16 protein-coding genes and 1 tRNA gene are annotated in these 22,771 nt (G+C 61.9%); 10 read left to right on the top strand and 7 right to left on the bottom strand.

The window, feature by feature from the left end; genetic code table 11:
* The first annotated feature begins 80 nt into the window (after positions 1–80).
* A tRNA-Met gene (locus EV679_RS05730) sits at positions 81–157 on the top strand.
* Positions 158–202: 45 nt separating this feature from the next.
* Here EV679_RS05730 and EV679_RS17595 read toward each other — a convergent pair.
* The 4 genes from EV679_RS17595 to atzF all read right to left on the bottom strand — a co-directional run bounded on the left by EV679_RS17595 (position 203) and on the right by atzF (position 6,790).
* Entirely contained in the window at positions 203–358 is a 156-nt protein-coding gene (locus tag EV679_RS17595; RefSeq protein ID WP_165389957.1) for a hypothetical protein, read from the bottom strand.
* Between the two features lie 174 nt (positions 359–532).
* Positions 533–1,294 carry a GntR family transcriptional regulator gene (locus EV679_RS05725; RefSeq protein WP_130486664.1) on the bottom strand — a complete coding sequence of 254 codons (762 nt, stop codon included), beginning with the start codon at positions 1,292–1,294 and terminating at the stop codon, positions 533–535.
* Positions 1,295–1,298: 4 nt separating this feature from the next.
* Positions 1,299–4,934 (bottom strand): urea carboxylase, encoded by a 3,636-nt coding sequence (gene uca / locus EV679_RS05720; RefSeq protein WP_130486663.1) that lies wholly within the window; start codon positions 4,932–4,934, stop codon positions 1,299–1,301.
* Positions 4,935–4,951: 17 nt separating this feature from the next.
* Positions 4,952–6,790: an allophanate hydrolase gene (gene atzF, locus EV679_RS05715; protein WP_130486662.1), complete on the bottom strand. Its 1,839-nt coding sequence runs from the start codon at positions 6,788–6,790 to the stop codon at positions 4,952–4,954.
* Positions 6,791–7,263: 473 nt separating this feature from the next.
* Between atzF and urtA the strand changes: the two genes are divergently transcribed.
* From urtA to EV679_RS05670, 9 genes are all read left to right on the top strand, one after another.
* Positions 7,264–8,526 (top strand): urea ABC transporter substrate-binding protein, encoded by a 1,263-nt coding sequence (gene urtA, locus EV679_RS05710; RefSeq protein ID WP_130486661.1) that lies wholly within the window; start codon positions 7,264–7,266, stop codon positions 8,524–8,526.
* A gap of 260 nt (positions 8,527–8,786) precedes the next feature.
* Positions 8,787–10,454: an urea ABC transporter permease subunit UrtB gene (urtB, locus tag EV679_RS05705; RefSeq protein WP_130486660.1), complete on the top strand. Its 1,668-nt coding sequence runs from the start codon at positions 8,787–8,789 to the stop codon at positions 10,452–10,454.
* A complete protein-coding gene (gene urtC / locus EV679_RS05700; RefSeq protein WP_130486659.1) occupies positions 10,451–11,587 on the top strand; it encodes an urea ABC transporter permease subunit UrtC in 1,137 nt (378 codons plus the stop codon). Before urtB ends, urtC begins: the two co-directional genes overlap by 4 nt.
* A complete protein-coding gene (gene urtD, locus EV679_RS05695) occupies positions 11,580–12,455 on the top strand; it encodes an urea ABC transporter ATP-binding protein UrtD (RefSeq protein ID WP_130486658.1) in 876 nt (291 codons plus the stop codon). Before urtC ends, urtD begins: the two co-directional genes overlap by 8 nt.
* Before the next feature lie 106 nt (positions 12,456–12,561).
* On the top strand, positions 12,562–13,260 hold the full coding sequence (gene urtE / locus EV679_RS05690; protein WP_068366375.1) for an urea ABC transporter ATP-binding subunit UrtE: 699 nt from the start codon (positions 12,562–12,564) through the stop codon (positions 13,258–13,260).
* Between the two features lie 155 nt (positions 13,261–13,415).
* Complete coding sequence (locus EV679_RS05685) at positions 13,416–13,910, top strand: sigma-70 family RNA polymerase sigma factor (protein ID WP_068367653.1); 495 nt, start codon at positions 13,416–13,418, stop codon at positions 13,908–13,910.
* Between the two features lie 10 nt (positions 13,911–13,920).
* Positions 13,921–14,913: a FecR domain-containing protein gene (locus tag EV679_RS05680; RefSeq protein WP_165389956.1), complete on the top strand. Its 993-nt coding sequence runs from the start codon at positions 13,921–13,923 to the stop codon at positions 14,911–14,913.
* Between the two features lie 118 nt (positions 14,914–15,031).
* On the top strand, positions 15,032–17,806 hold the full coding sequence (locus EV679_RS05675) for a TonB-dependent receptor (protein WP_130486656.1): 2,775 nt from the start codon (positions 15,032–15,034) through the stop codon (positions 17,804–17,806).
* Between the two features lie 94 nt (positions 17,807–17,900).
* Positions 17,901–20,324, top strand: a complete 2,424-nt coding sequence (locus tag EV679_RS05670; RefSeq protein WP_130486655.1) for a PKD domain-containing protein — start codon at positions 17,901–17,903, stop codon at positions 20,322–20,324.
* Between the two features lie 273 nt (positions 20,325–20,597).
* On the opposite strand, the gene EV679_RS05665 is transcribed toward EV679_RS05670, so the two are convergent.
* The 3 genes from EV679_RS05665 to EV679_RS05655 all read right to left on the bottom strand — a co-directional run bounded on the left by EV679_RS05665 (position 20,598) and on the right by EV679_RS05655 (position 22,763).
* Complete coding sequence (locus EV679_RS05665; protein WP_127774946.1) at positions 20,598–21,122, bottom strand: Fur family transcriptional regulator; 525 nt, start codon at positions 21,120–21,122, stop codon at positions 20,598–20,600.
* 14 nt (positions 21,123–21,136) lie between these two features.
* Positions 21,137–21,541, bottom strand: a complete 405-nt coding sequence (locus EV679_RS05660) for a hypothetical protein (protein ID WP_130486654.1) — start codon at positions 21,539–21,541, stop codon at positions 21,137–21,139.
* A 280-nt stretch (positions 21,542–21,821) separates the two neighbouring features.
* Entirely contained in the window at positions 21,822–22,763 is a 942-nt protein-coding gene (locus EV679_RS05655) for a LysR family transcriptional regulator (RefSeq protein ID WP_068366391.1), read from the bottom strand.
* Positions 22,764–22,771 lie beyond the last annotated feature (8 nt).

The raw sequence follows: 22,771 nt of genomic DNA, 5'->3' as shown, positions 1-22,771 counted from the left end.
AAAAATCCGTCTTTTATAGAAAAAAACACAGAAAAGACTTGCGCACATCGAAAAAAATAGGTTATATTTAATTCTTCAGACGCGGGGTGGAGCAGTCTGGCAGCTCGTCGGGCTCATAACCCGAAGGTCGTAGGTTCAAATCCTGCCCCCGCAACCAAATACAGAAATGCCCTGATGCTTACGCATCAGGGCATTTTTATTTTCAAAAACGGTTAACCGGAATAAAAACGGCACGGAATAAAAACGGCACGGAATAAACACGGCGCGGAATAAACACGGCGCAGATAAGCACGACGGTTTTAGCTGCCCCCTGCTGACGCAAGCCTCCGTCACCGACGACAGAGAGTCGTCGATTCATCCCAGCATATTCATCCCCGCATACGCGAGGAACACCGGGGCGATCAAGGCAATGTCCGGGATGGAGATGGTTCCCAGATGAAAAGAGAACGGCATTCATGCCGGCGTCTGAGAAAAACGGCAAAAAGCCAGGGCAAGGCACCGACAATACGCTGGCCGCCAGGCAGGCACCAGGCTACTCCGTTAGCCGACGGCTCCAGGCCAATTGGCCAAGACCGATCTTGCGCGCCGATTGCAGGTGATGGATAGTAATCTTCCGAACTTCCGCCTTGCTGGCTTCGATATGCGTGCACAACAAGCACTTGGCCGCGTCCCCCCGTCGCTCTAGTATGGCCTGCAAAATTGCAGCATGCTCGGCATAGGTCGCCGCCACCCGGTTCTGCTTGGTGAAGTCCAGACGGCGCACGATGCTGATCTTCTCGGTCACATCCCGATGCATGGCCGCCAGCTCCTTGTTGCCTGTCGCTACCACCAGCATGCAATGGAACTCCTCGTCCAGCAAGGCAACCTCACGGCAGGCCGGTAAACGCTGCTCCGGCGTCACATTCCAGAGACTGTCGAGTTCCTGCAGCATACTGTTGACGCGCAGGCCCGGCTGCTGGCACAGACGTTCCACCGCTGCCAGTTCCAGAATGATGCGCACATCGTAGAGCTGTTCGAAACGATCGAAGTCGAACGGGCACACCTGCCAGCCATGGCGCTGGCTGACACGCACGAAGCCTTCCCGGGCCAGTTGTTGCAAGGCCTGCCGCACAGGCGTGCGGCTCACCCCAAGCGCGCTGACCACATCGGATTCGGTGAAGTGATCACCAGGCAGCAGCGCCAGATCGAACAGTCCGGCTTTCACATGCTCGTACACCTGTTCGGCCAGACTGGGCGCCAACGAGGCGTCCTGGTGCATTTTCAGCTGCAAGCGCAGCCCCTGTGACGCCGCCATCTGCTCACCTCTCCGCCACCAGCCGTTCCGACAGCACCAGCAATGCGTCGCCGCTGTCCACTGGCCTGCCTGACTGGCAGAAAATCTCATCGACCACGCCAGCGACGGGCGCTGCCACATGGATCTCCATCTTCATGGCCTCCACGATGACCAGCGTGTCACCGGCCTGCACGATCTGACCCGCTTCCACCTGGATTTTCCAGATGTTGCCGGACAAATCGGCTTCGACCAGCACTTGTCCTTCTTCCAGTACGATTTCTGCAGTTTCCGCCGCTGGCGGCTCGATCGCGGCGATGTCCTCTTCCTGCCACAGGGCCACTTCATTGCGGAAGGCTTTGGCCTGATGCGCCTGGAAGGCGGCGATATCTTCCTGGCTGTCCTCCAGGAAGCGACGGTACTCGGCATAGTCGAAGATTTCCTCTTCAATCCGCACCATCGCCCGGCCTTCACGGAAATCCTCCCGGAAACGATTCAGCTCGGCCTCTTCCACCGGGTAGAAACGCACCTGATCGAAGAAACGCAACAGCCACGGCTCGCCAGCATGAAATACCGGGTTCTTCAGGAATTTGTTCCAGATCGGTACCGTGCGCCCCACCAGCTGATACCCGCCAGGAGAATCCATGCCATAAATGCACATATAGACCCCGCCGATGCCTACCGTACCTTCCGCCGTGAAGGTGCGCGCCGGGTTGTACTTGGACGTCAGCAGGCGGTGGCGCGGGTCCAGCGGCACCGCGCAAGGCGCCCCCAGGTACACGTCGCCCAGGCCCATCACCAGATAGCTGGTATCAAAGAAAATGCGCCGGACATCCTCGCGCTCCTTCAGTCCGTTGATGCGCTGGATGAAGTCCACATTGTTGGGCAGCCAGGGGGCCTTGGCCTTCACGGTTTCGCGGTAACGTTCGACGGCACCCAGGGTGGCGCTGTCTTCCCAGGCCACCGGCAGATACACCACGCGCGTCGGCACTTTGACAGTATTGACGTCAGGCAGCAAGGCTTCGATCGCGAGCAAGCGCCGCACCAGTTCTCCCTGGGCGATCACCAGCCCGTCATAGCGCACCTGCAAGGAGCGCACCCCTGGCGACAGTTCCCGCACGCCATCAATCGGCTGCACCTTTAAGTATTGCATCAGCAGATGGATGCGCAGCCGAGAAGATATATGCAGTTCGTTTTCCCCGTACTCAAGCAGCAGGTAGCTATCGCCCGCCTGGCGATAGGTAATCAAGGGCTGATGCCCCTGGGCCGGCACGCAGGCCACGATGGTAGAGGCCAGTGCTGCCGCCTGACGCACCGGCAGGCTGGCAATGCCTTCCTGCGGCGCCCTGAGCGTCGCCACCGCTTCTTCCTGGCGTAGCAGCAGCGTCACGGACTGCTCGTAGCTGAGGGGATGAAATCGGATGGTATCGCCAGGCTTGACCTGCCCGACTTTCCACAACTCTGCCCTGGCAATGGTGACGGGGCAGACAAAGCCGCCCAGGCTGGGGCCGTCGCGCGTCAGGATGATCGGCGTGTCGCCAGAGAAATTGATGCTGCCCAGGGCGTATTCGCAATCATGCACATTGGACGGATGCAGACCAGCCTCACCGCCGTCACTGCGGGCCCAGACCGGCTTGGGGCCAACCAGACGGATGCCCAGGCGGTTGGAGTTGTAGTGCACCTGCCAATCCGTGCCGAAGAACATGTCCAGCGCTTCGGGCTTGAGAAAATCCGGCGCACCATGCGGGCCATACAGCACGCCAATATCCCAATGACTGCGATACACCGGTACCAATTGGGCCTCCAGCCGCTGTGGCAGCGCCACAGGCGCCGGCGTCGAGCAGGCCGGCAATTCAGGCTGGGACACGGCCAGCATATCGCCGCTGCGCAACACCCGGCCCGCGTGTCCGCCAAACTGGCCCAGCGCAAAAGTGGAACGGCTGCCAAGGTAGAGCGGCACATCCAGGCCATTGCGTACTGCCACATAGGTCCGGCAGCCCGACAGCACCTTGCCCAGCCGCAGCACCTGCCCCGCTTTGACTTCAAAGGCATGCCACATGGGGCAGGCATCGCCATCCAGCGTCGCTGGGGTATTCGCGCCCGTCAGCGCTACGACCCCATCACAATGAAAGCGCAGTACCGGGCCGTTGAGCGTGCATTCCAGACCTGCGGCCTCGTCGGCGTTTCCCACCAGGCGGTTGGCAATGCGGAAAGCGAAGTCATCCATCGGGCCGGAAGGCGGCACGCCGATATCCCAATAGCCTTCGCGGCCCGGCCAATCCTGCACGCTGGTGGCCGTGCCCGCTTCCAGCACCTCAATCACGTGCGGCCGAAAGTCGAAACTGCCCAGGAACTGGGTCGTGGCACGCCCGGCCTGGAATACCTCGGAGGCAATGATCTGGCGCAGGTAGTCCAGATTACTGGCAATGCCATGCAAACGCGTCTGCGCCAGCGCCTGCTGCATGCGCGCCAGCGCTGCGCCGCGATCCTTGCCATGCACGATGATCTTGGCCAGCATCGGGTCGTAGAATGAGGCCACTTCTGTGCCGGTTTCGACCCAGCCATCCACGCGGACATCCTGCGGAAATGCGACATCGGTGATCGTGCCCGGCGAGGGCAGGAAATTCTTCTGCGGGTCTTCCGCATACAGGCGCACCTCTATCGCCGCGCCTTGCGGCACCCAACGCAGGGCTTCCCAGTCCAGGGCATCGCCAGCTGCCACACGCAGCATACACTCCACCAGATCCAGGCCAGTCACCGCTTCGGTCACAGGGTGCTCTACTTGCAGACGGGTATTGACCTCCAGGAAATAAAACTCGTCGCGGGCGCTGTCATAGACGAATTCCACCGTGCCCGCGCTGCGATACTGCACTGACTCCCCCAGCAGCGTGGCCGCCTTGAGCAGCGCTTCCCGCGTCGCCGCAGGCAGGTTGGGTGCCGGCGTCTCTTCGATCACCTTCTGGTTGCGGCGCTGCACGGAACAATCGCGCTCGCCCAGCGCGGCCACCTGCCCCAATCCATCACCGAATATCTGCACTTCCACATGGCGGGCGTTATCGACAAAACGCTCCAGGAACACGCCCCCGTCACGGAAAAACGTCTCGCCCAGGCGCTGCACACTCTCATAGGCGCGCGCCAGATCTTCGGCATCGTTGCAGCGTGTCAGGCCAATCCCGCCGCCTCCCGCCGTGGTCTTGAGCATCACGGGATAACCTATGCGCTCGGCCGCTTGCACGGCCTCTTCCAGGCTTTGCAGCAAACCCGTGCCCGGCGTCATGGGTACCCCTGCAGCCGCTGCCAGTTCCCGCGCCCGATGCTTCAGGCCGAATGCTTCTATCTGCTGCGCCGTCGGGCCAATGAACACAATGCCTGCGGCTTCGCACAGGCCGCTGAACTCGGTACTCTCGGACAGAAAGCCATAACCGGGAAACACTGCTTGCGCGCCGGTGCGGCGGCAAGCCTCCAGCACTTTGGCGATATCCAGGTAGCTCTCTGCTGGTTTATCGCCCCCCAGGGCAATGGCTTCGTCAGCCAATTGAACATGCGCGGCATTGCGATCGGCATCGGAATAAATGGCGACGCTGAGTACACCCAGTTTCTTGAGCGTTCGGATGGCACGGACAGCGATTTCGCCGCGATTGGCGATCAGGACTTTGGTAAACATGAAAAACTCCCCCGGGTTCAGCGGCTTTGCAAGTAGGCGCGCCAGCCGCCAAAAGCAGTAATGTCGGTCGCACCGTCCAGCGCGGCAGGCTCGCAAATAAAGCCTTTGACCACCCGGCCATCGGCCAGCATGACGTTGCCTATGCCCAAAGGCTGCGGCACCTCGGCCACGAACTCGCCAAAGGCATGCGGCGTCAACGCCCACAGTTCCAGCACAATGGCGTCGCCCTGGCCTGGCGCATATTTGAGGCCAGGCTTGGGAGGAACCGTGCCCGGCAGCGCATACAGCCGGTAGTCGCCTGTTGCGGTCTGCGTCTCTTCCAGGAAACGCGCCTGACGGCTGGTAAGCTGGTGATTCAAGGGCATGCCGCGCAGGTGCGCGCCCACGACGGCCAGAATGATTTCGCCTTCGTCCTCCAGCCAGGCAGCTGGGCTGTCCGGTAGCGGCAGAGACTGCGCCACCACGCCAGGCGCGCCGGGCAACACACTGGCCCGAGCTTGCCAGCGCCTGCCGAAATCCGCCAAGGCCCAGTCGTGCCAGGCCGGTGCAATCAGGGTAATGCCCGCAGGCAGACCGTCCTGGCGCAGGCCGGCAGGCAAGGCCAGCGCGCTCAGGTCGGCCAGATTGGTGAAATTGGTATAGATACCCAATTCCGAGTTGCGGCGTACCGGCTCCTGGCACAACTGCTCAATGGTGTAGATCGAAGGCGTGCTGGGAACCACCAATGCGTCGAAGCCGGCCAGGCTGACCTGGATACGCCTTGCCAGGTCCGCCCGGCGGTACTCGGCGCGAAAGGCATCGGCCGCCGAATAATTCCCCGCCTGCCCCACGATGCCTGCGACCACCGGGTCCAATGCAGACGGCTCTTGAGCCAACAAAGCCGCAACGGTCACGAAGCGCTCCGCGACCCATGGCCCCTGGTACAACAGCCCGGCCAATTCCGCAAAGGGGGAAAAATCAATTTCTTCCAGCACTGCCCCCATTTGCTGCAGCTGCTGCCGTGCTTCGGCAAAATTCGAACGAGCCTGTTCATCGCCAAAGAATTCGAGATGGTCTGGCACCGCCAGGCGCGGCACAGCCGGAAACCGCACTGGCGCGGTGACAGGACGCTGGCGCGCGTAGCCATCGGCAGCGTCATAGCCGGCCATGCTGCGCATCACCAGCGCAGCGTCTTCTACCGTCAAGGCAAAAGTACTGATGCAATCCAGGGTACGGCAGGCAGGCACCAGGCCGGTGTTGCCCACCCAGCCCTTGGTCGGCTTGAAGCCAACAATGTTGTTGAATGCGGCCGGCACACGTCCGGAACCCGCCGTATCGGTTCCCAGCGCGAACGGCACCAGGCCGCGTGCCACCACACTCGCAGAACCGGAACTCGAACCGCCGCTGATGTAGGCAGGATCGAAACTGTTGGGCACGACGCCAAAGGGGGAACGCGTCCCCACCAGGCCGGTGGCAAATTGATCCAGGTTTGTCTTGCCCACCAGAATCGCGCCCGCCGCCTTCAGGCGAGCCACGGCAAAGGCATCCTGCCGGGCCAGATAGGCGAATGCCGGGCAAGCGGCAGTCGTCATCCAGCCTGCGGCATCAATGTTGTCCTTGACGGCAAACGGTACGCCATACAAAGGCAGGCGGCTGCGGTCACCGCCAGCCGCGTGCAGCAAGGCTTCCAGCGTCTGTAACTGCTGTGCCAACTGCTCTGCCGAAGCCTTCGCAATCCAGGCGGCATCGCCCGCCGCCAGGGCGGCCAGCAACTGCGTCAATAATTCGCTGGCATCCGCATTCTGTTCGATATAGGCATGCCGCCACTGCGCCAGGGTCCAGCCACTGGAAGGAAATGAGGATGTGCAGGAAATCATGCTGTGGAATCCTTATTGGTATACAAGCAAGCATCACCCAGCAATATCCGTGCCATCACACTCGTACGCAGCTATCCGATAGCCCCATAAGACACTGATAAATATGAAAATCCGATACTGAAAAAGAGGTTTCTCACGCAGTTTCCCTGGCGGTTCGCCACGAGACAGGCACCTCTCTGCCCTCCCCCTTCAGGCATCCCACAATGGTGCGTCGCGCACCTTTTTCTATCAAAAAACTGTCGGGATGGTGCCTGCGACCCTGCCGCAAAGGGCAGCAGAATCTCTTCGAATTGCCCAGAAAGCCGCCCCACGGTGTTCCCCTGAAAGTGCCTTGCCGCAGGCACGCCTGCGCTGGCCGAAGCCTGAGCCTCCATGGCGATCCGAAATCTGGCACGGATCTTGCTGAATGGACTGCAGGTGGCGTCCTGCCATCGCCCCGCAGCAATCCAACCTCTTTCAGGGAAGGCTTTCTCATGCAACGCAGAACGATCCTCAAGCAATTGACCGTAGCGACCCTCCTGGCGGCCTCCGGGCTGTCCTTGAACGCCTATGCCGAAGACACCATCAAGGTCGGCATCCTGCATTCGCTCACAGGCACGATGGCTATTTCCGAGACCGCGCTCAAGGATGTAGCGCTGATGACCATTGACGAAATCAACGCCAATGGCGGCGTCCTTGGCAAAAAACTGCAAGCCGTGGTGGTCGATCCTGCCTCCAGCGAACCGCTCTTCGCGGAAAAGGCACGCGAACTGCTGGGGCAGGAAAAAGTGGCCGTGGTATTCGGCAACTGGACCTCCGCCTCGCGCAAGGCCGTGCTGCCGGTGTTCAAGGAGCTCAACGGCCTGCTGTTCTACCCGGTGCAATATGAAGGCGAGGAGCTGGAACGCAATGTGTTCTACTCCGGCGCGGCCCCAAATCAGCAGGCCATTCCCGCTGTCGAATACCTGTTGAGCGAAGACGGCGGCGGCGCCAAGCGTTTCGTGCTGCTGGGCACGGACTACGTCTACCCCCGCACCACCAACAAGATCCTGCGCGCCTTCCTGAACAGCAAGGGCATCACCGACGAGAACATCATGGAGGTGTACACGCCCTTCGGGCATTCGGACTACCAGACCATCATCGCCGACATCAAACGCTTCGCGGCGGGCGGCCCCACAGCCGTGGTCTCTACCATCAACGGCGACTCCAACGTCCCCTTCTACAAGGAACTGGGCAATGCCGGCCTGAAGGCCACCGACGTGCCGGTTGTCGCCTTCTCCGTGGGCGAAGAGGAACTGCGCGGCGTGGACACCAAGCCGCTGGTCGGTCACCTCGCAGCTTGGAACTACTTTCAATCGCTGGACAATCCCACCAACGAAGCCTTCATCTCAAAATGGAAAGCCTATGCCAAGGCCAGGAACCTGCCCAAGGCCGACTCTGTCGTGACCAACGACCCGATGGAAGCTACCTACATCGGCATCAATTTGTGGAAACAGGCGGTCGAGCAAGCAGGCAGCACGGATGTGGACAAGGTCATCGAAGCAATCGGTGGCCAGAGCTTCGCGGCGCCTGACGGCTTCACCATCAAAATGGATGAAACCAATCATCACCTGCACAAGCCAGTATTCATCGGTGAAATCCGCGACGATGGTCAGTTCGACGTAGTGTGGAAAACCGACGGCCCGATCCGTGCCCAGCCCTGGAGTCCCTACTTGCCCGGCAACGACAAGAAGCCGGACACGGCGCCGGCCAAGTAAGCCGCACCGTTGCAGGAACGGCGAGGCCACCAGCCCCCAGGGGCCGCAGACCTCGCCCCCTCCCCAGACAGCGCGTCATTGCCTGGCCTGGCTCCCCCAGGATCAATGGGCCTCAAACTTACTGGCCATGAACCTGGGCCGAACCCCGCTTCTCTCGCAGCAAACGGGCAGCGAGGCCGGACGGCTTCTGCTTTTTGGCCGAAGAGTCTTACCGCCGACATGGCAACAAGACAGACCGACTACACACCAGGGCATCCATTATGTTTCCTACCCTGTTCCACGCATCAAGCCGGCCTGCCTGGCTGGCAGCCGTGCTGGCCTTGCTGGCCTGCCTGCTGCTAGTCTCCGCGCCAGCCCAGGCTGCCGTCTCTACCGAAAGCCTGGCCCAACTGGCTTCGGGCGACAACAACGAACGCCTGGAAGCCATAGACCGCCTGGGCAAATCCGGCGATGCACAAAGCCTGGCGATATTGCAGGCACTGGCCGACGGCCGCCTGCGCGGCACGCCAAATGGCGGCGTTTGGATCATAGACAGTGGCGCCGACAACACTGGCATTGCAGCCAACCACCCGGCCATCAATGCCCTGACCGGCGCGCATGAGCCGCTGCCCGTCGATGCCAGCCGCATTACCATCAACAACAGGCTGCGCCGCGCCCTCTCCGGCGCGCTCGCCACCGGGCAGCTGTACGCGCCCGACGCGGCCACCCGGCTGGCTGCCGCCCAACAACTGCGCAACACCACCGATGCCAGCCTGCTGCCCATGCTGCAGCAGGCGCTGGCAAGCGAAGGCCATGACAAGGTCAAGCAGGCGCTGGCTGTCGCGCAAGCCAATCTGGAACTGCAAAGCCCTGACGCCGCGACCCGGCTACATGCCGTGCAATTGTTGACTGCCGCCAACGACGCATCGTTCCGCAACGTGCTCGCCGGCATGCTGGTGCAACACAACGGCAACTGGGCCGAACCCGACGCCGAGGTGCGCCGCGCTGCGCAGCAAGCCGTCGCCGCCATCGACCGCCACCTGCAAACTGTGCAATGGCTGGGCAACCTGTTCTACGGCATCAGCCTGGGCAGCGTCCTGTTGCTGGCAGCGCTGGGCCTGGCCATCATCTTCGGGCTGATGGGCGTGATCAACATGGCGCATGGAGAACTGCTGATGATAGGCGCCTACGCCACTTACCTGGTGCAATCCGGTTTCCGCCAATTCGCTCCGCAATGGCTGGAATGGTATGTGGTGGCAGCCCTGCCCGTGGCTTTCGTCATCACGGCCTGCGTCGGCATGGTGCTCGAACGCACCGTCATCCGCTGGCTCTACGGCCGTCCGCTGGAAACGCTGCTGGCGACCTGGGGCATCAGCCTGGTGCTGATGCAGGCCGTGCGCAGCCTGTTCGGCGCGCAGAACGTTGAAGTGGCCAACCCAGGCTGGCTCAGCGGCGGCCAGGAAATCATGAATGGTCTGGTACTGAGCTACAACCGCCTGGCCGTCATCGTGTTCTCGCTGCTGGTGGTGGCTTTCGTCTGGCTGCTGCTGAACCACACCCGCCTGGGCCTGTTCGTGCGCGCCATTACGCAGAACCGGCGCATGGCCGGCTGTGTAGGCGTCGCCACCGGCCGCGTCGATATGCTGACCTTCGGCCTGGGCGCAGGCATCGCCGGCCTGGCCGGCGTCGCGCTTTCACAGTTGGGCAACGTCGGCCCCGACCTCGGCAAATCCTACATCATCGACTCTTTCATGGTGGTGGTACTGGGTGGCGTAGGCCAACTGGCAGGCACCGTGATTGCCGCCTTCGGTCTGGGTAGCATCAGCAAATTCATCGAACCCTTCTCCGGCGCGGTCCTTGCCAAGATTGCCATCCTGGTCCTGATCGTGCTGTTCATCCAGAAGCGCCCGCAAGGGCTGTTCGCCCCCAAAGGAAGGAGCGTGGAATGAACAAGCGCCACCGCGATACCCTGCTGGCGCTCAACCGCCAGCCGCTGTTCCCCGCCAAGGCCTGGACCGCCCTGGCCATCGCCACCGCGATACTGGCCATCCTGCCGCTGCTGAACCTGTTCTTTGCCCCCGGCCATGCCCTGCATGTGCCAGCGCATACGGTTGCGCTGCTGGGCAAGTTCATGTGCTACGCCCTGGCCGCGCTGGCGCTCGACCTGGTGTGGGGCTACGCCGGCATCCTCTCGCTCGGGCATGGCATTTTCTTCGCACTGGGCGCCTATGCCCAAGGCATGTACCTGATGCGCAGCACTGCTGAAGTAACCGCTGCCGCAGGCGGCTCCCGCCTGCCCGCCTTCATGTCCTTCCTCGGCTGGACCGAATACCCCTGGTACTGGTCCATGACACAGCATTTCTGGTGGGCCATGCTGCTGGCGCTGGCCGTCCCCGGTTTGCTGGCCTTCCTGTTCGGCTACTTCGCCTTCCGCTCGCGCATCAAGGGGGTGTACTTCTCCATCATCACCCAGGCATTGACGTTCGCCGCTATGCTGCTGTTCTTCCGCAATGAAACCGGTTTTGGCGGCACCAACGGTTTCACCGACTTCCAGCGCATCCTGGGTTTCAACCTCACCGCGCCAGCCACGCGCGCCTGGCTGTTCTGGATCACCCTGGCCGTGCTGTTCGCCGCCCTGGTGCTCTCGCGTCTGCTGACGCAATCACGCTATGGCCGGGTACTGACCGCCGTGCGCGACGCCGAAAGCCGCGTGCGCTTCCTGGGCTACGAACCGCTGGGCTTCAAGCTTTTCGTCTGGACCATTTCCGCCATGCTGTGCGGCCTGGCCGGCGCGCTCTACGTGCCGCAGGTAGGCATCATCAACCCCAGCGAAATGTCCCCGGCCAATTCCATTGAAATGGTGATCTGGGTTGCCACCGGCGGCCGTGGCACGCTCTTCGGCCCGATCATCGGCGCTGGCACCGTCAATGGTCTGAAAACCTGGTTCACCACAGCCATGCCGGAATACTGGCTGTACGCACTGGGCGCGCTTTTCGTGATCGTGACAATTTTCCTGCCGCAAGGCATGGTCGGCCTGGCCCGCAAACTGGCGGCCCGGCGCAAGGAGCAGGCCCATGATTGATGCACCCAAGACGCAAGCCTCCGTCAAAGAACCGGACATCCGCTCCGAACTGCACCCCGGCGGCGAAGCCAGCTACAGCCGCGCCCTGCCCGCCGCCGCGGCCGGTAATACCGTGGACACCACTCATGGCGTCATTCTCTACCTGGAGAATATCAACGTGGTATTCGACGGATTCCGCGCCATCAAGGACCTGAATCTGTATATCGGCGTCGGTGAACTACGCTGCATCATTGGCCCCAACGGCGCGGGCAAAACCACGATGATGGACGTCATCACTGGCAAAACCCGGCCCACCAGCGGCAGCGCCTTCTTCGGACAGAACATTGACCTGACCAAGCTCAGCGAAACCGAAATCGCCAACATAGGCATAGGCCGCAAGTTCCAGCGTCCCACGGTATTCGAGGCGCATAGCGTACTGGAAAACCTCGAACTGGCCATGAAGGCCGACAAACGTGTTTGGCCGACCTTGCGGTCGCGGCTGACCAGCGAACAGGCAGACCGCATTGCCGAAGTCATGGAAACCGTTGGCTTGACACAGGCCTATGCGCGCCAGGCCGGCCTGCTGTCGCACGGACAGAAACAATGGCTGGAGATCGGCATGCTGCTGATGCAGGAACCCCAACTGCTGCTGCTCGACGAACCCGTAGCCGGCATGACCGATGCTGAAACCGAACGCACGGGCGAACTGTTCAACACACTCAAGGGCAAGCACTCGCTGATGGTAGTTGAGCACGATATGGACTTCGTCACGCAAATTGCCCAGGGCGGCAACGTCACGGTCCTGAGCGAAGGCTCGGTACTCGCGGAAGGCAGCATGGACCAGGTACAGAACGATGAGCGGGTCATTGAGGTGTATTTGGGGCGTTAATAACGGAAGCATTGCAGCCCTGAGAGCGCCATCTGCCGCATCGGCCGCCCGCAAACCGGACACGCCGAACAGCGCGCCTGAGCCCCTCAGGAAAAGGAAGAGTGACATGCTGGAAATCAAGCAAATCGAGCAATACTATGGCAGCAGCCACACGCTGCGCAGCGTCTCCATGGACGTTCGCAGCGGCGAGTGCATGGCGCTGCTGGGCCGCAATGGCGTCGGCAAGACCACACTGCTCAAGTGTCTGATGGGCGTGTTGCCCATCGCCCGGGGCCAGATCCTGCTGGATGGCACGGACATCACGCGGCTGGCGCCGCACCAGCGCGCCGGGCTGGGCATGGCCTACGTGCCTCAAGGACGCGACATCTTCGCGCGCCTGAGCGTGGAAGAAAATATCCTGATGGGTATGGCACGCTTTCCTGCGGCCAAGGCCCGGCGTATCCGCGAAGATGTCTACGAACTGTTCCCGGTGCTGCAAACCATGCTGGCGCGGCGCGGCGGCGACCTGTCCGGCGGTCAACAACAGCAACTCGCCATTGCCCGCGCGCTGGTATCCGAACCCCGCTTCATCATTTTCGATGAACCCACCGAGGGCATACAGCCTTCCATCATCAAGGACATAGGCCGGGTCATCCAATTGCTCAAGCAACGCGGCAACATCGCCATTCTGCTGTGCGAACAGTACTTCGACTTTGCCCACGAACTGGCCGACCGCTTCGTCGTCCTGAACCGTGGCGAAGTCGCGGCACACGGTTCGCATACGGAAATGGGGTCCGAAGACGTGCGCATGCTGCTGGCGGTCTAGCACCCTGAAGACCTTGGGCAACCGGGGGCTGATGACGCGCAAGCTGCATCCTGTACTGAGCCAACTACTGCACGTGGCGGGAAAATGCTTGCATCTCCCCCCATTTCCAGACAACAATGAGAATTAATATTAACCTCATGTCTGGTCTGGCTTCCATGAATGGTACCTTGGCTGCGCACCTGTACGATAGTCACTATGGATGGCTGGAACGCTGGCTGCGGCGCTGGGTCTCCACGCCCGCCGATGCCGCCGACTTCGCGCAGGACACTTTTGTCCAGCTGCTGATACGCAAGGGCGGAGTGGACATTGGCGACAACCCCCGCGCCTTGCTGGTGCGCATCGCCAAGGCCAGGCTTATCGACCACTGGCGCCACCAGGAAGTCGAACGCATCTATCTGGAAGCACTGGCTGCGCAGCCGGAAGCGGAAGCGCCCTCGCCCGAATCCATCCTGCTAGTACGCGAAGCATTGATGCGCATCGACGCCATGCTGGGTGCCATGCCAGAACGCACCCGCACGATTTTCCTGATGGTGCGTGTCGATGGCATGCGACATGCGGAAATCGCCGAACGCCTGGGCATGGCCGAAACCTCCGTCAAGCGCCACGTCCAGCGCGCTTATCTGGCCTGCCTGTCCCTGGCTGCCTCCTGACGCTGGCGACATGGCTTCGGATACCGACATCGACCCTCGCATCCTGAACGAAGCCGCCGCATGGCTGGCTCGTTTCGATGAAGGTGCGCTGAGCGCCGACGAAACTGCCTCACTGCGCGCCTGGCAACAACGCAGCCCGCAGCATACGGAAGCATGGTCGCGGGTGCAGGCGCTGATGGCAATCTTCAACCAGATTCCTGCCCAGGTGCAGCCGCAGGTCCTGCCGGCCATGGCCCTTTCCAGATCCCAGGGCCGGCGCCGCATGATGCGCGGCCTGGGCATGCTGGCCCTGGCTGCCCCCCTGGGCTGGCTGTCCTATCGCTACCATGCGGACGGCCTCGCGGGCGGGCCATGGCAACCGGTTTCCGACTGGCACACGAGGCTGGGCGAAATCAGCGAACAGCGGCTGGATGACGGCTCGCTGCTTGTCATGAATACCGACACAGCTGTCGATATCCGCTTCACCGCGCAGGAACGGCGCATACGCCTGCGCGCAGGCGAAATTTTCCTGGAATCCGCCCGGCAACCCGACCCGCTGCAACGCCCCTTGCTGGTGGAAACCCGGGAAGGTACCGCACGTGCGCTGGGTACCGGCTACGTGGTCCGCCAACATGCCGACCGCACCGAAGTGGCGGTGCACGAAGGCCGGGTCGCCCTGAGGCGCCATGGCGAAACCCGGGACTTTATCGTACTGGAACCCGGCCAGGCCATGGACTTCAGCCGCACCGGCACGCCAGGCGCCGTTCGGCACGCGACGCCGGACGCATTGATGTGGCGCCATGGTCTGCTGGTGGCCAACGGTATGCGCCTGGACACCCTGCTGGCAGAGCTCGGGCGCTATCGCCCCGGCCTGTTGCAGGTTCAGCCCGAAATTGCCGGCCTGCGTGCCTCGGGGTCCTTTTCCTTGCGCGATACGGACGCCAGCCTGGCCCTGCTGGCCGACACCCTGCAACTGCGCATCACGCGTCGTACCCCATACTGGATCGTCCTCGGCCGCAGTTGATACAAATTTTTTTGCGCGGTTTTTCAATCTCACCCGATAGAACAAGTAAGAGCCTCCATCATCACCGTTCCGGGGATGGGGGGTCATCTTCTTCCAGTTCTTGCGACGAAAAACCACCATGCTGCGTTCCGTACCCCGCCCGGCCCTTTCCTTGCGTGCGTCCGCGCCTCCTGCACGCCATGGCAACACGCCCAGTGCCATCTACCTGGCCTGCCTGGCCAGCCTGCTGATCATCGGCCAGCTGCCGGATGCCGCGCAGGCGCAAGGCGCGGCGCAACAAGCGCATGCTGAAAGCGAAAAACGCGACATCCGGCTCGCGCCAGGGCCGCTGGGCACAGTCCTGGCCCGCTATGCTGCGCAGTCGGGCGTCCTGCTTTCCTTCGATTCGGCACAGCTGGACAATCTGCAAAGCGCCGGCCTGCAAGGCAGCTATACCATCAGAGAAGGCTTTGACCATCTGCTGCGCGGCAGCGGCTATGTACTTGAACGACGCCCCAACGGCTACGCCTTGAAAAAAGCTGCCAGCGTAGTGGAACTGGATACCGTCCAGGTCACTGCCCTGCGCGAGGAAGACCTGCGCGACAGTCCCTACCGCACCGCAGGTTCGCAGGCCGTACTCAACCGCGAAGATATCGAGCGTTCACGCGGGCTGTCCGTCGGTGATATCTTTCGCGGCATCCCTGGCGTGCTGGTCGGGGAAAACCGCAACAGCGGCGGCCTGGACGTGAATGTGCGCGGGATGCAGGGCCAGGGACGGGTGCCTGTCCTGATTGACGGCACACGCCAGGAAACCACGGTATACCGCGGTTATGCCGGGGTCGCCTCGCGCAGCTATGTCGATCCGGACCTGATAGGCAGCGTCCAGATCGACAAAGGCCCGACCATGTCCGCCCAAGGCACGGGCGCCACCGGCGGGCTGGTCAGCATGCGTACCATCAATGCAGAGGATATTGTTCCCGATGGCGACAGCTTCGGCATGCGCGTGCGCGGCAGCGCCACAGGCAACAACAGCGGTTCCGCCCCCGACCCCGGCACGTATGCTGGCTACTTCCTGGAGAAAAACGCCTACCGTTCCGATTGCCGGATCAGCAGCTATTGCTCCGAGGACTACACCATGCCGGACAGCTTCGCCCCTGACGACGGCATGGACCGGCCCGGCACCTACCGCCCGAAGAGCTTCGCCGGCAGCATTGCCATCGCCAAGCGGCTGGAACACATCGACCTGGTTGCCGCCTATGCGCAGCGCAAGCAGGGCAACTATTACGCCGGGCGCCACGGCCCGTCCCCGTATATCAAGCAGGGCGAAAAGCAGTTCGCAGGCTGGTACTGGGAAACGCCGGTTTCCATCGAAGGCGTCTCGCGCTTTCGCGCCGGAGAACGTATCCCCAATACCCAGTACGAGAGCAAATCCTTCCTGCTCAAGAGCAATATCTACCTGAACGATGCCAGCGAACTGGACCTGAGCTACCTGCGCTATTCCAGCGACTTCGGCGAAATGATGCCCTCCCAGATCCAGGGCTTCGGCCAGGCTCGCCAGTGGATCCCCAGCCAGGTAAAGCAGGACACCTATGCCCTGCGCCACCGCTGGCAACCTCAGGACAACAACTGGATATCGCTGCATACCAATCTCTGGCACACCGACAACCGCAGCGATATCAATACGCCTGAAATCTATAGCGTAGATATCGAAAAAAACACGCATCGGGAGGAAACCTACCGGCGCTGGGGCGGCGACATCAGCAACACCATGCAGTTCGATGTCCTGGGCGGGATCAAACTTGAATATGGCGTGGCCGGGCAACAGGAAAAAATGAATACCGATGTCGCCGAGGGCAGCTACACCGGCTTCTATGGTGGCGCTCGCTCGGGCAAACGCTGGGAAGCCAGCACCTTCGGCAACCTGGCCTGGACGGTATTGCCCAGCGTCACACTTAATGCCGGCATCCGCCAGACCTGGTTTGGTTCCGAGGACAATAATGCCCTGCCGGTGGCCGAAAACAGCCAGTACTGCAACGATGCCGATGGCGATGGTGAATGCGATGCCGTGTTCTACAAGAACCGGAAAAGTGGCTCGGCCCCCATGTTCAGCCTGGTCTGGGAGCCGATCGACGGCTTGCAGTTCTACGGCCGCTATGCCGAGGCGCTGCGCATGCCCAGCCTGTTCGAAACCACATCCGGCTGGTCCGTCGGACCCGCCCTGGATATAGACCTCAAACCCGAACACACCAAGAACAAAGAAGTCGGCATCAATTACATGCGGGACGGCCTGCTGCGCAGCAACGACAAGCTGCGCCTGAAATTCGCCTACTTCCGCAACCACACCAAGGACTATCTCACACGCACGATACCGAATATGTGGGAAGAAGGCGCCTCCTATGGTTTTTTCCGCATGCGCAATATCCAGGGGGTCCGTTTCGAGGGCCTGGAACTGTCCGGCAGCTATGACCTGGGCATGATCTATACCCACTTCGGCGCCACGCGCTACACGCGCATCGAAGTGTGCAACGTCGGCAGCCGCGTGCGGGATTACTGCACCAATTACGGCATTGCCCAAAGCTATATCAGCAACATGATCCCGCCCAACTGGCATGCCAGCGTCACGCTGGGAACGCGCCTGCTGGACCGCCGCCTGGATCTCGGCCTGCGCGCCATCCTCATGGGCGAACGCAACCAGGTGCCACGCTACAACGCCCAGGTCGGCTTCAACGCTCCCGTGCTCTGGCACTCCTACCGGCTCTTCGACCTCTACGCCAACTACAAGGTCACCGACCAGTTCAGCGTGAATTTCACCATCGACAACCTGACCGACCGTTTTTACCTCGACGCGCTCAGCCTTGGCATTGTGCCTGCGCCGGGACGCACGGCGCGCCTGGGCATGACGATGACCTTCTGAACCCGATCCTCATTCCAGCGCGCCCGGGCAAGCGCGCTTTCATTCCGCGTCCGGCCTGCCGGGCGTGACTTTTCAGCATAGGAAGTTCACCACCATGAAATTCTCACTACGCAATCTTGCGGCTGGACTGGGCGCCGCCCTGTTTCTCGCCGCTTGCGGCGGCGGCAGCGATTCCTCCCCGCCGACCGAAACCAGCCTGCCGGTTGCCGATGCAGGCAGCAATCAGACCGTGAACATGGGCGATATCGTCACCCTGCGGGGTTCCGGCAGCTCTCCCAACCAAGGCAGCCTGTCCTACAAGTGGACGCTGGCGGGCAAGCCGACCAGCAGCACGGCATCGCTCAACGGCGACAACACGCAGGCGCCCAGCTTCACTGCCGACCTGCCGGGCACTTATACGGCCGACCTGATCGTCCATGATGGGACTGCTTCGAGCAAGCCCTCCCGCGTCGTCATTACGGCAAACAATACCGAACCGGTCGCCATCACCCAGACGCAATACAGCGTCCGGCTGGGCACCGCCACCCTGGGCCTGGACGGTACCGCCAGCCTGGCTCCCACCGGCTCCTCCGGCGCCTTGAGCTACCTCTGGACGCTGCTGGAAAAACCCGAAGGCAGCGCCGGCAATATTTCCGACTACACCTCGGGCAATGCCACCTTGCACCTGGATATCGCCGGCAGCTACATCCTGCAGCTGGTGGTCAGCCACAACGGCAAGGACAGCCAGCCCGCCCGCGTGGAAGTCACCGTATCCTCGGGCAATGCGCCGCCCGTTGCCGTGGCTGAAGACATCACCATCAAGCTCGGCGAAACCGCCAGGCTCGACGGCAGCGCCAGCTATGACCCGGATCAGCAACCCCTGCAATACCGCTGGCGTTTCGCCCAGTACGGGGCGGCCCCGGCCTATTCGCCTTTGCCGGAACTGGCGAATGCGAATTCGGCACGTCCCAGCTTCACGCCGGCCGCCGTCGGTGACTACCTGCTCGAATTCTTTGTCTATGACGGCAACTGGCAAAGCGCGATACAGAAAGTCAAAGTGACGGTCGTGAAACCTGACAGTTTCCCCGGCAAGAACCTGCCGCTGGCAGGGCAATTGGTCGGCACTGGCTACTATCCGTCCAGCAGCGTCGGCGAACAGGAAGTTGGCGGCCGCGCGAACTTCATCTTTGAAGGCTATGACCCGGAAGGCGAACCGATACAACTGATCAAGGCCGAATTGATCACTATCCCCCAAGGCAGCACTGCCACGCTGGTCGAGGCACTTCCTGGCTCCGGCATGCCTACCTATCAAAAGATTCAGAAGCTGGATCTGGCTGGCGACTATACCGTCCGCATGACGGTTTCCGATGGCGTCAACGAGCTCGTCTCGACCGCCACCGTCACCGCCAAAATCGGCGGTGTCAACAATACGCCCTCGGCCGGCACGATCAAACCCATTGCAGCATCCGTGCTGGTCAACGAGCCCATGCTGTTCCTGGCATCCAGCGCCAGTGACCCCGACGGCGACCCCTTTAGCTTCCACTGGTCGCTGTTTGATAAACCGGATGGCAGCCAGGCTGCGCTGGTTGCGGAAATCGAACCGGAATCCCGCGAATACCGCCGTGCCCGACTGATTCCTGATGTACCGGGCGTTTATACCGTGCGTCTGGAAGTCGAGGATGACCGCGGCATGCGCTCCAGCAGTTATGCCCAGACCCAGGCCATTGCCAAGCTCGTGAACAATCCACCGGAAATCCGCCGGATCGCCTACCGTACCCAGCATACGCAGTTGCGGGATACTACCCCGTACCAGCTGCTGCCGTGCATGATCATCCCCTTCACCCCCGTGGTGATTGACCCCGACGGCGACACCATCTATACCCATCGCACCCTGATCAGCAAGCCGGAGGGCGGCAACCACGGCAACAACCGCAACAGCGGCCTATGCAAAACCTCGTCCGAGACCTTCAGTGTGCCAGGCGAGTATGTGTTCCGCTATCAGATCAGTGACGGTATTGCCGACCTGCCGGACTACGATTTCACGATCGCCATTGATTCCCTGAGCAACGCCAGGGGCATCGTCCTGGAAGACATCTTTTCGCCCGGCTCCGCCAGTGAGCAGTCCGCCCTGCAACCTTGGCCGTATGTCCGCCAGGTACCTGAAAACTACGGTGGCGGCAGCAGCCAGCCCGGCACCGCCCCGATGGCCGAGAAAACATTCCGGCTGACGGCCATGAATGGAAACTACACCATCGTGGACGTCCGCGGCGAGCATCTCAATGGCAACATTTCCCGCCTGACGCCCTACTTCGATGGACTGACCGAAGGCCAGGTCATTCCCCAAGGCAGCACCGTGGAAGTCAAGCTGATGAGCCCGCTCTTCAATTGCCTGCGCAACGACGAAACGCTGTATGAGGGTTTCCGCTGGACGTTCCGCGTCAAGGAGATTCCGGAACAGACCTTCGTCTATGAACATTGGCGCAGCGCCATTCTCAACAATGGCGCCACGCCGTGGCCGCAATGCGCCCCGGAGCAATGACACACCGAACGGCCCGGCCTGCTGATGCGAGTCCTGTTGGTACTGGGCTGACCCAGGCGGCCAGGCTGCAGCCGGCCTGAAGCCTGGCATCCCGGAACGCAGCCTGACAGCAGGCTGTGCCTGGCGCCCGAAAGCCGCACCTGCCATGACCGGCCGGTGCGGCTTTTTCACCCTCATTGGCACGACGGGTTCACCGTGCCCCCATCTTCCATACGAACTGGCGCCAGTAGCACCCATTCGGGTCTTTCAGCTTGGCAACCGCGGTGCAACCAATCACAAGCTGCAACTTGCGCATACGGTCTGGATGATCAGCGGGCCGCCAGCCAGGGACAAGCCCTGGGCATCCGCCAACCGCAACAGCTGGTCGCGCAGGCCAGGCGCATCCAGGGTGACCGTGCCACCGCACTCCACACACATCAGCCTGTCCTGCTGGCGGTCGATATGCTGTTGCACCAGGCGGTGCAGCGTTTTGGCGCCATTGCGGCTGGGGCGATATTCACGCCGCACAATGCCGCGCTCTTCCAGCTCGCGCAGGATACGATAGACACTGGCCAGGCCGGTACGCACGTTACGCAGCAACAGATGGCGCAGGACTTCCTCGGCAGCCAGCGGCTCCGGCGCCACGGCCTCCATGGTCTGCAGGATCGCAATGCGCGCCATGGTCGGCCGCAGGCGCAGGTCGCGCAAACGCGACAGCGCCGGCTCATCCTGGCGCACCGTCCTGGCCCTTGCCTTGGTTCGGGCAGTCAAGCCGCTCTCGTGGGGAACGTCCGCCACTGTCAGGTCTTCCGTATACATGCGCGCCCCCTGTTCTAAAGCGCGGAAGCAATCAGGCTGTCTGCAATTTCCCTGGCGGCTTCATGGGTGGCAAGCACTTCCTGGCGGATACCGAATGCCTTTTGCGCCGTTGCAGCAAAGGCGCGCACGTTTTCACGCTTTTGCTCATCCGGCTCGATACTGATCAGCGCCAGGCATACCTTGCCCAGAGCTTCTTTGTTGTGCTTGAGCCAGAGCGCCCGCACCTTGCGGTCCTCATGTTCTTCTTCGTGACTGAGCTGGTCGTACACGATCACGAACGGCAGGCCGCTGGCCACCAGCGCATCCATTTCGGTTTGCCACTGGCCGGCATAGCCGGGCTTGGCCGCCTCGTTACGGAAGACGATGTACGGAAACGCCTGGACATCGTGAATGATGAAAGAGTTGGAATCGAACGCCATGGCCGGATTTTCCTGTAGTCAGACTGCCGCGCGTCACGCCCTGTGACAGCGGCTGATCCCGACGCACTGCCAACCCTCAGAGACCCGATGACAGCCGGGCCGGGCCAGCAACGCGCCGGACGGGACCAGCCTGGCCTCCCGCCGTCCTGACACTGCGCCAGGGTTGCAGCGCAAGCAAGAAACCACGGTGATTGGCATGACTGGCCTGCCCAATGTATGCCCGGCCATGCATGCGGAAAAGTGACATCTCTTAAATTCATGATTGCATCAAACGCAATCTTTAGATCAACGGTGAGCGGGCTTGCCAGGCAACCGAGGCATCGTCTCCGGTACACAGCGCCCGAATGGTCCGGCGCAGCCATTGATGCCCCGGATCATTCTGGAAACGCGGATGCCAAGCCTGGGTGATGGGCACCGTCGCCAGCGAAATCGGCAGATCGAACAGCCGGATTTTCAGGCCTGCCGCCAGGGCGCCGTGCGCCAGATGACCGGGCAGCGGCAGCAGCAGGTCGGAATCACGCAGGGCGAAAACTGCGGAATATGGCGTGGGCACGACCAGCGCCACATGCCGGCGCAAGCCCAGGGCCGCCAGCGCGCTGTCTATCGGACCGGTGGATTTCCCGCGCCGCGACACACCGATATGCCCCCAGCGCGTCAACCGCTCCGGCGTGATTTCATCATCGAAGATGGGGTGACCGGCACGCGCCACACCTATCACCGATGTCGTGAACAATGATTGTTCGCAGATCTCCGGCCCCAGCTTGCGCGCCGCGCTGATGAACAGGTCGATGCGTCCGCTGCGCAGGGCTTCATCGTCGATGTCATCTTCTTCCGGCGCAAAACGCAACATGGCGCGCGGCATCTCCCTTGCCATGACATCCAGCAGGCGGCCAGCGTGGGCACCCACGAAAATGTCGTTGGCACGTACGCTGAAACGACGCTCCAGGGTTTTCAGGTCCACGCCGGTGGCAGGCTGGAACACCAGTCCGGCCTGCTCCACCGCCAGCCGGACCTGTTCGCGCAAGGCCAGCGCCCGTGGCGTGGGGACCAGGCGGCGGCCTGCCTGCACGAATACCGGGTCGCCCAGGGCTTCCCGGATGCGTCCCAGCGTGCGGCTCATCGCTGGCGCGCTCAGATTCATCCGCCGGGCCGCGCCGATCACGCTGCCCTCCTCAAGCAGGACATCCAGCGCAACCAGCAAATTCAGGTCAGGAAGTTCCATGGCATTTC

The organism is Kerstersia gyiorum, assembly GCF_004216755.1.
GTDB classification, from domain to species: domain Bacteria; phylum Pseudomonadota; class Gammaproteobacteria; order Burkholderiales; family Burkholderiaceae_B; genus Kerstersia; species Kerstersia gyiorum.
Note: the sequence above shows the minus strand (reverse complement) of the source record. Positions and strands in the feature narration are given on the sequence as shown.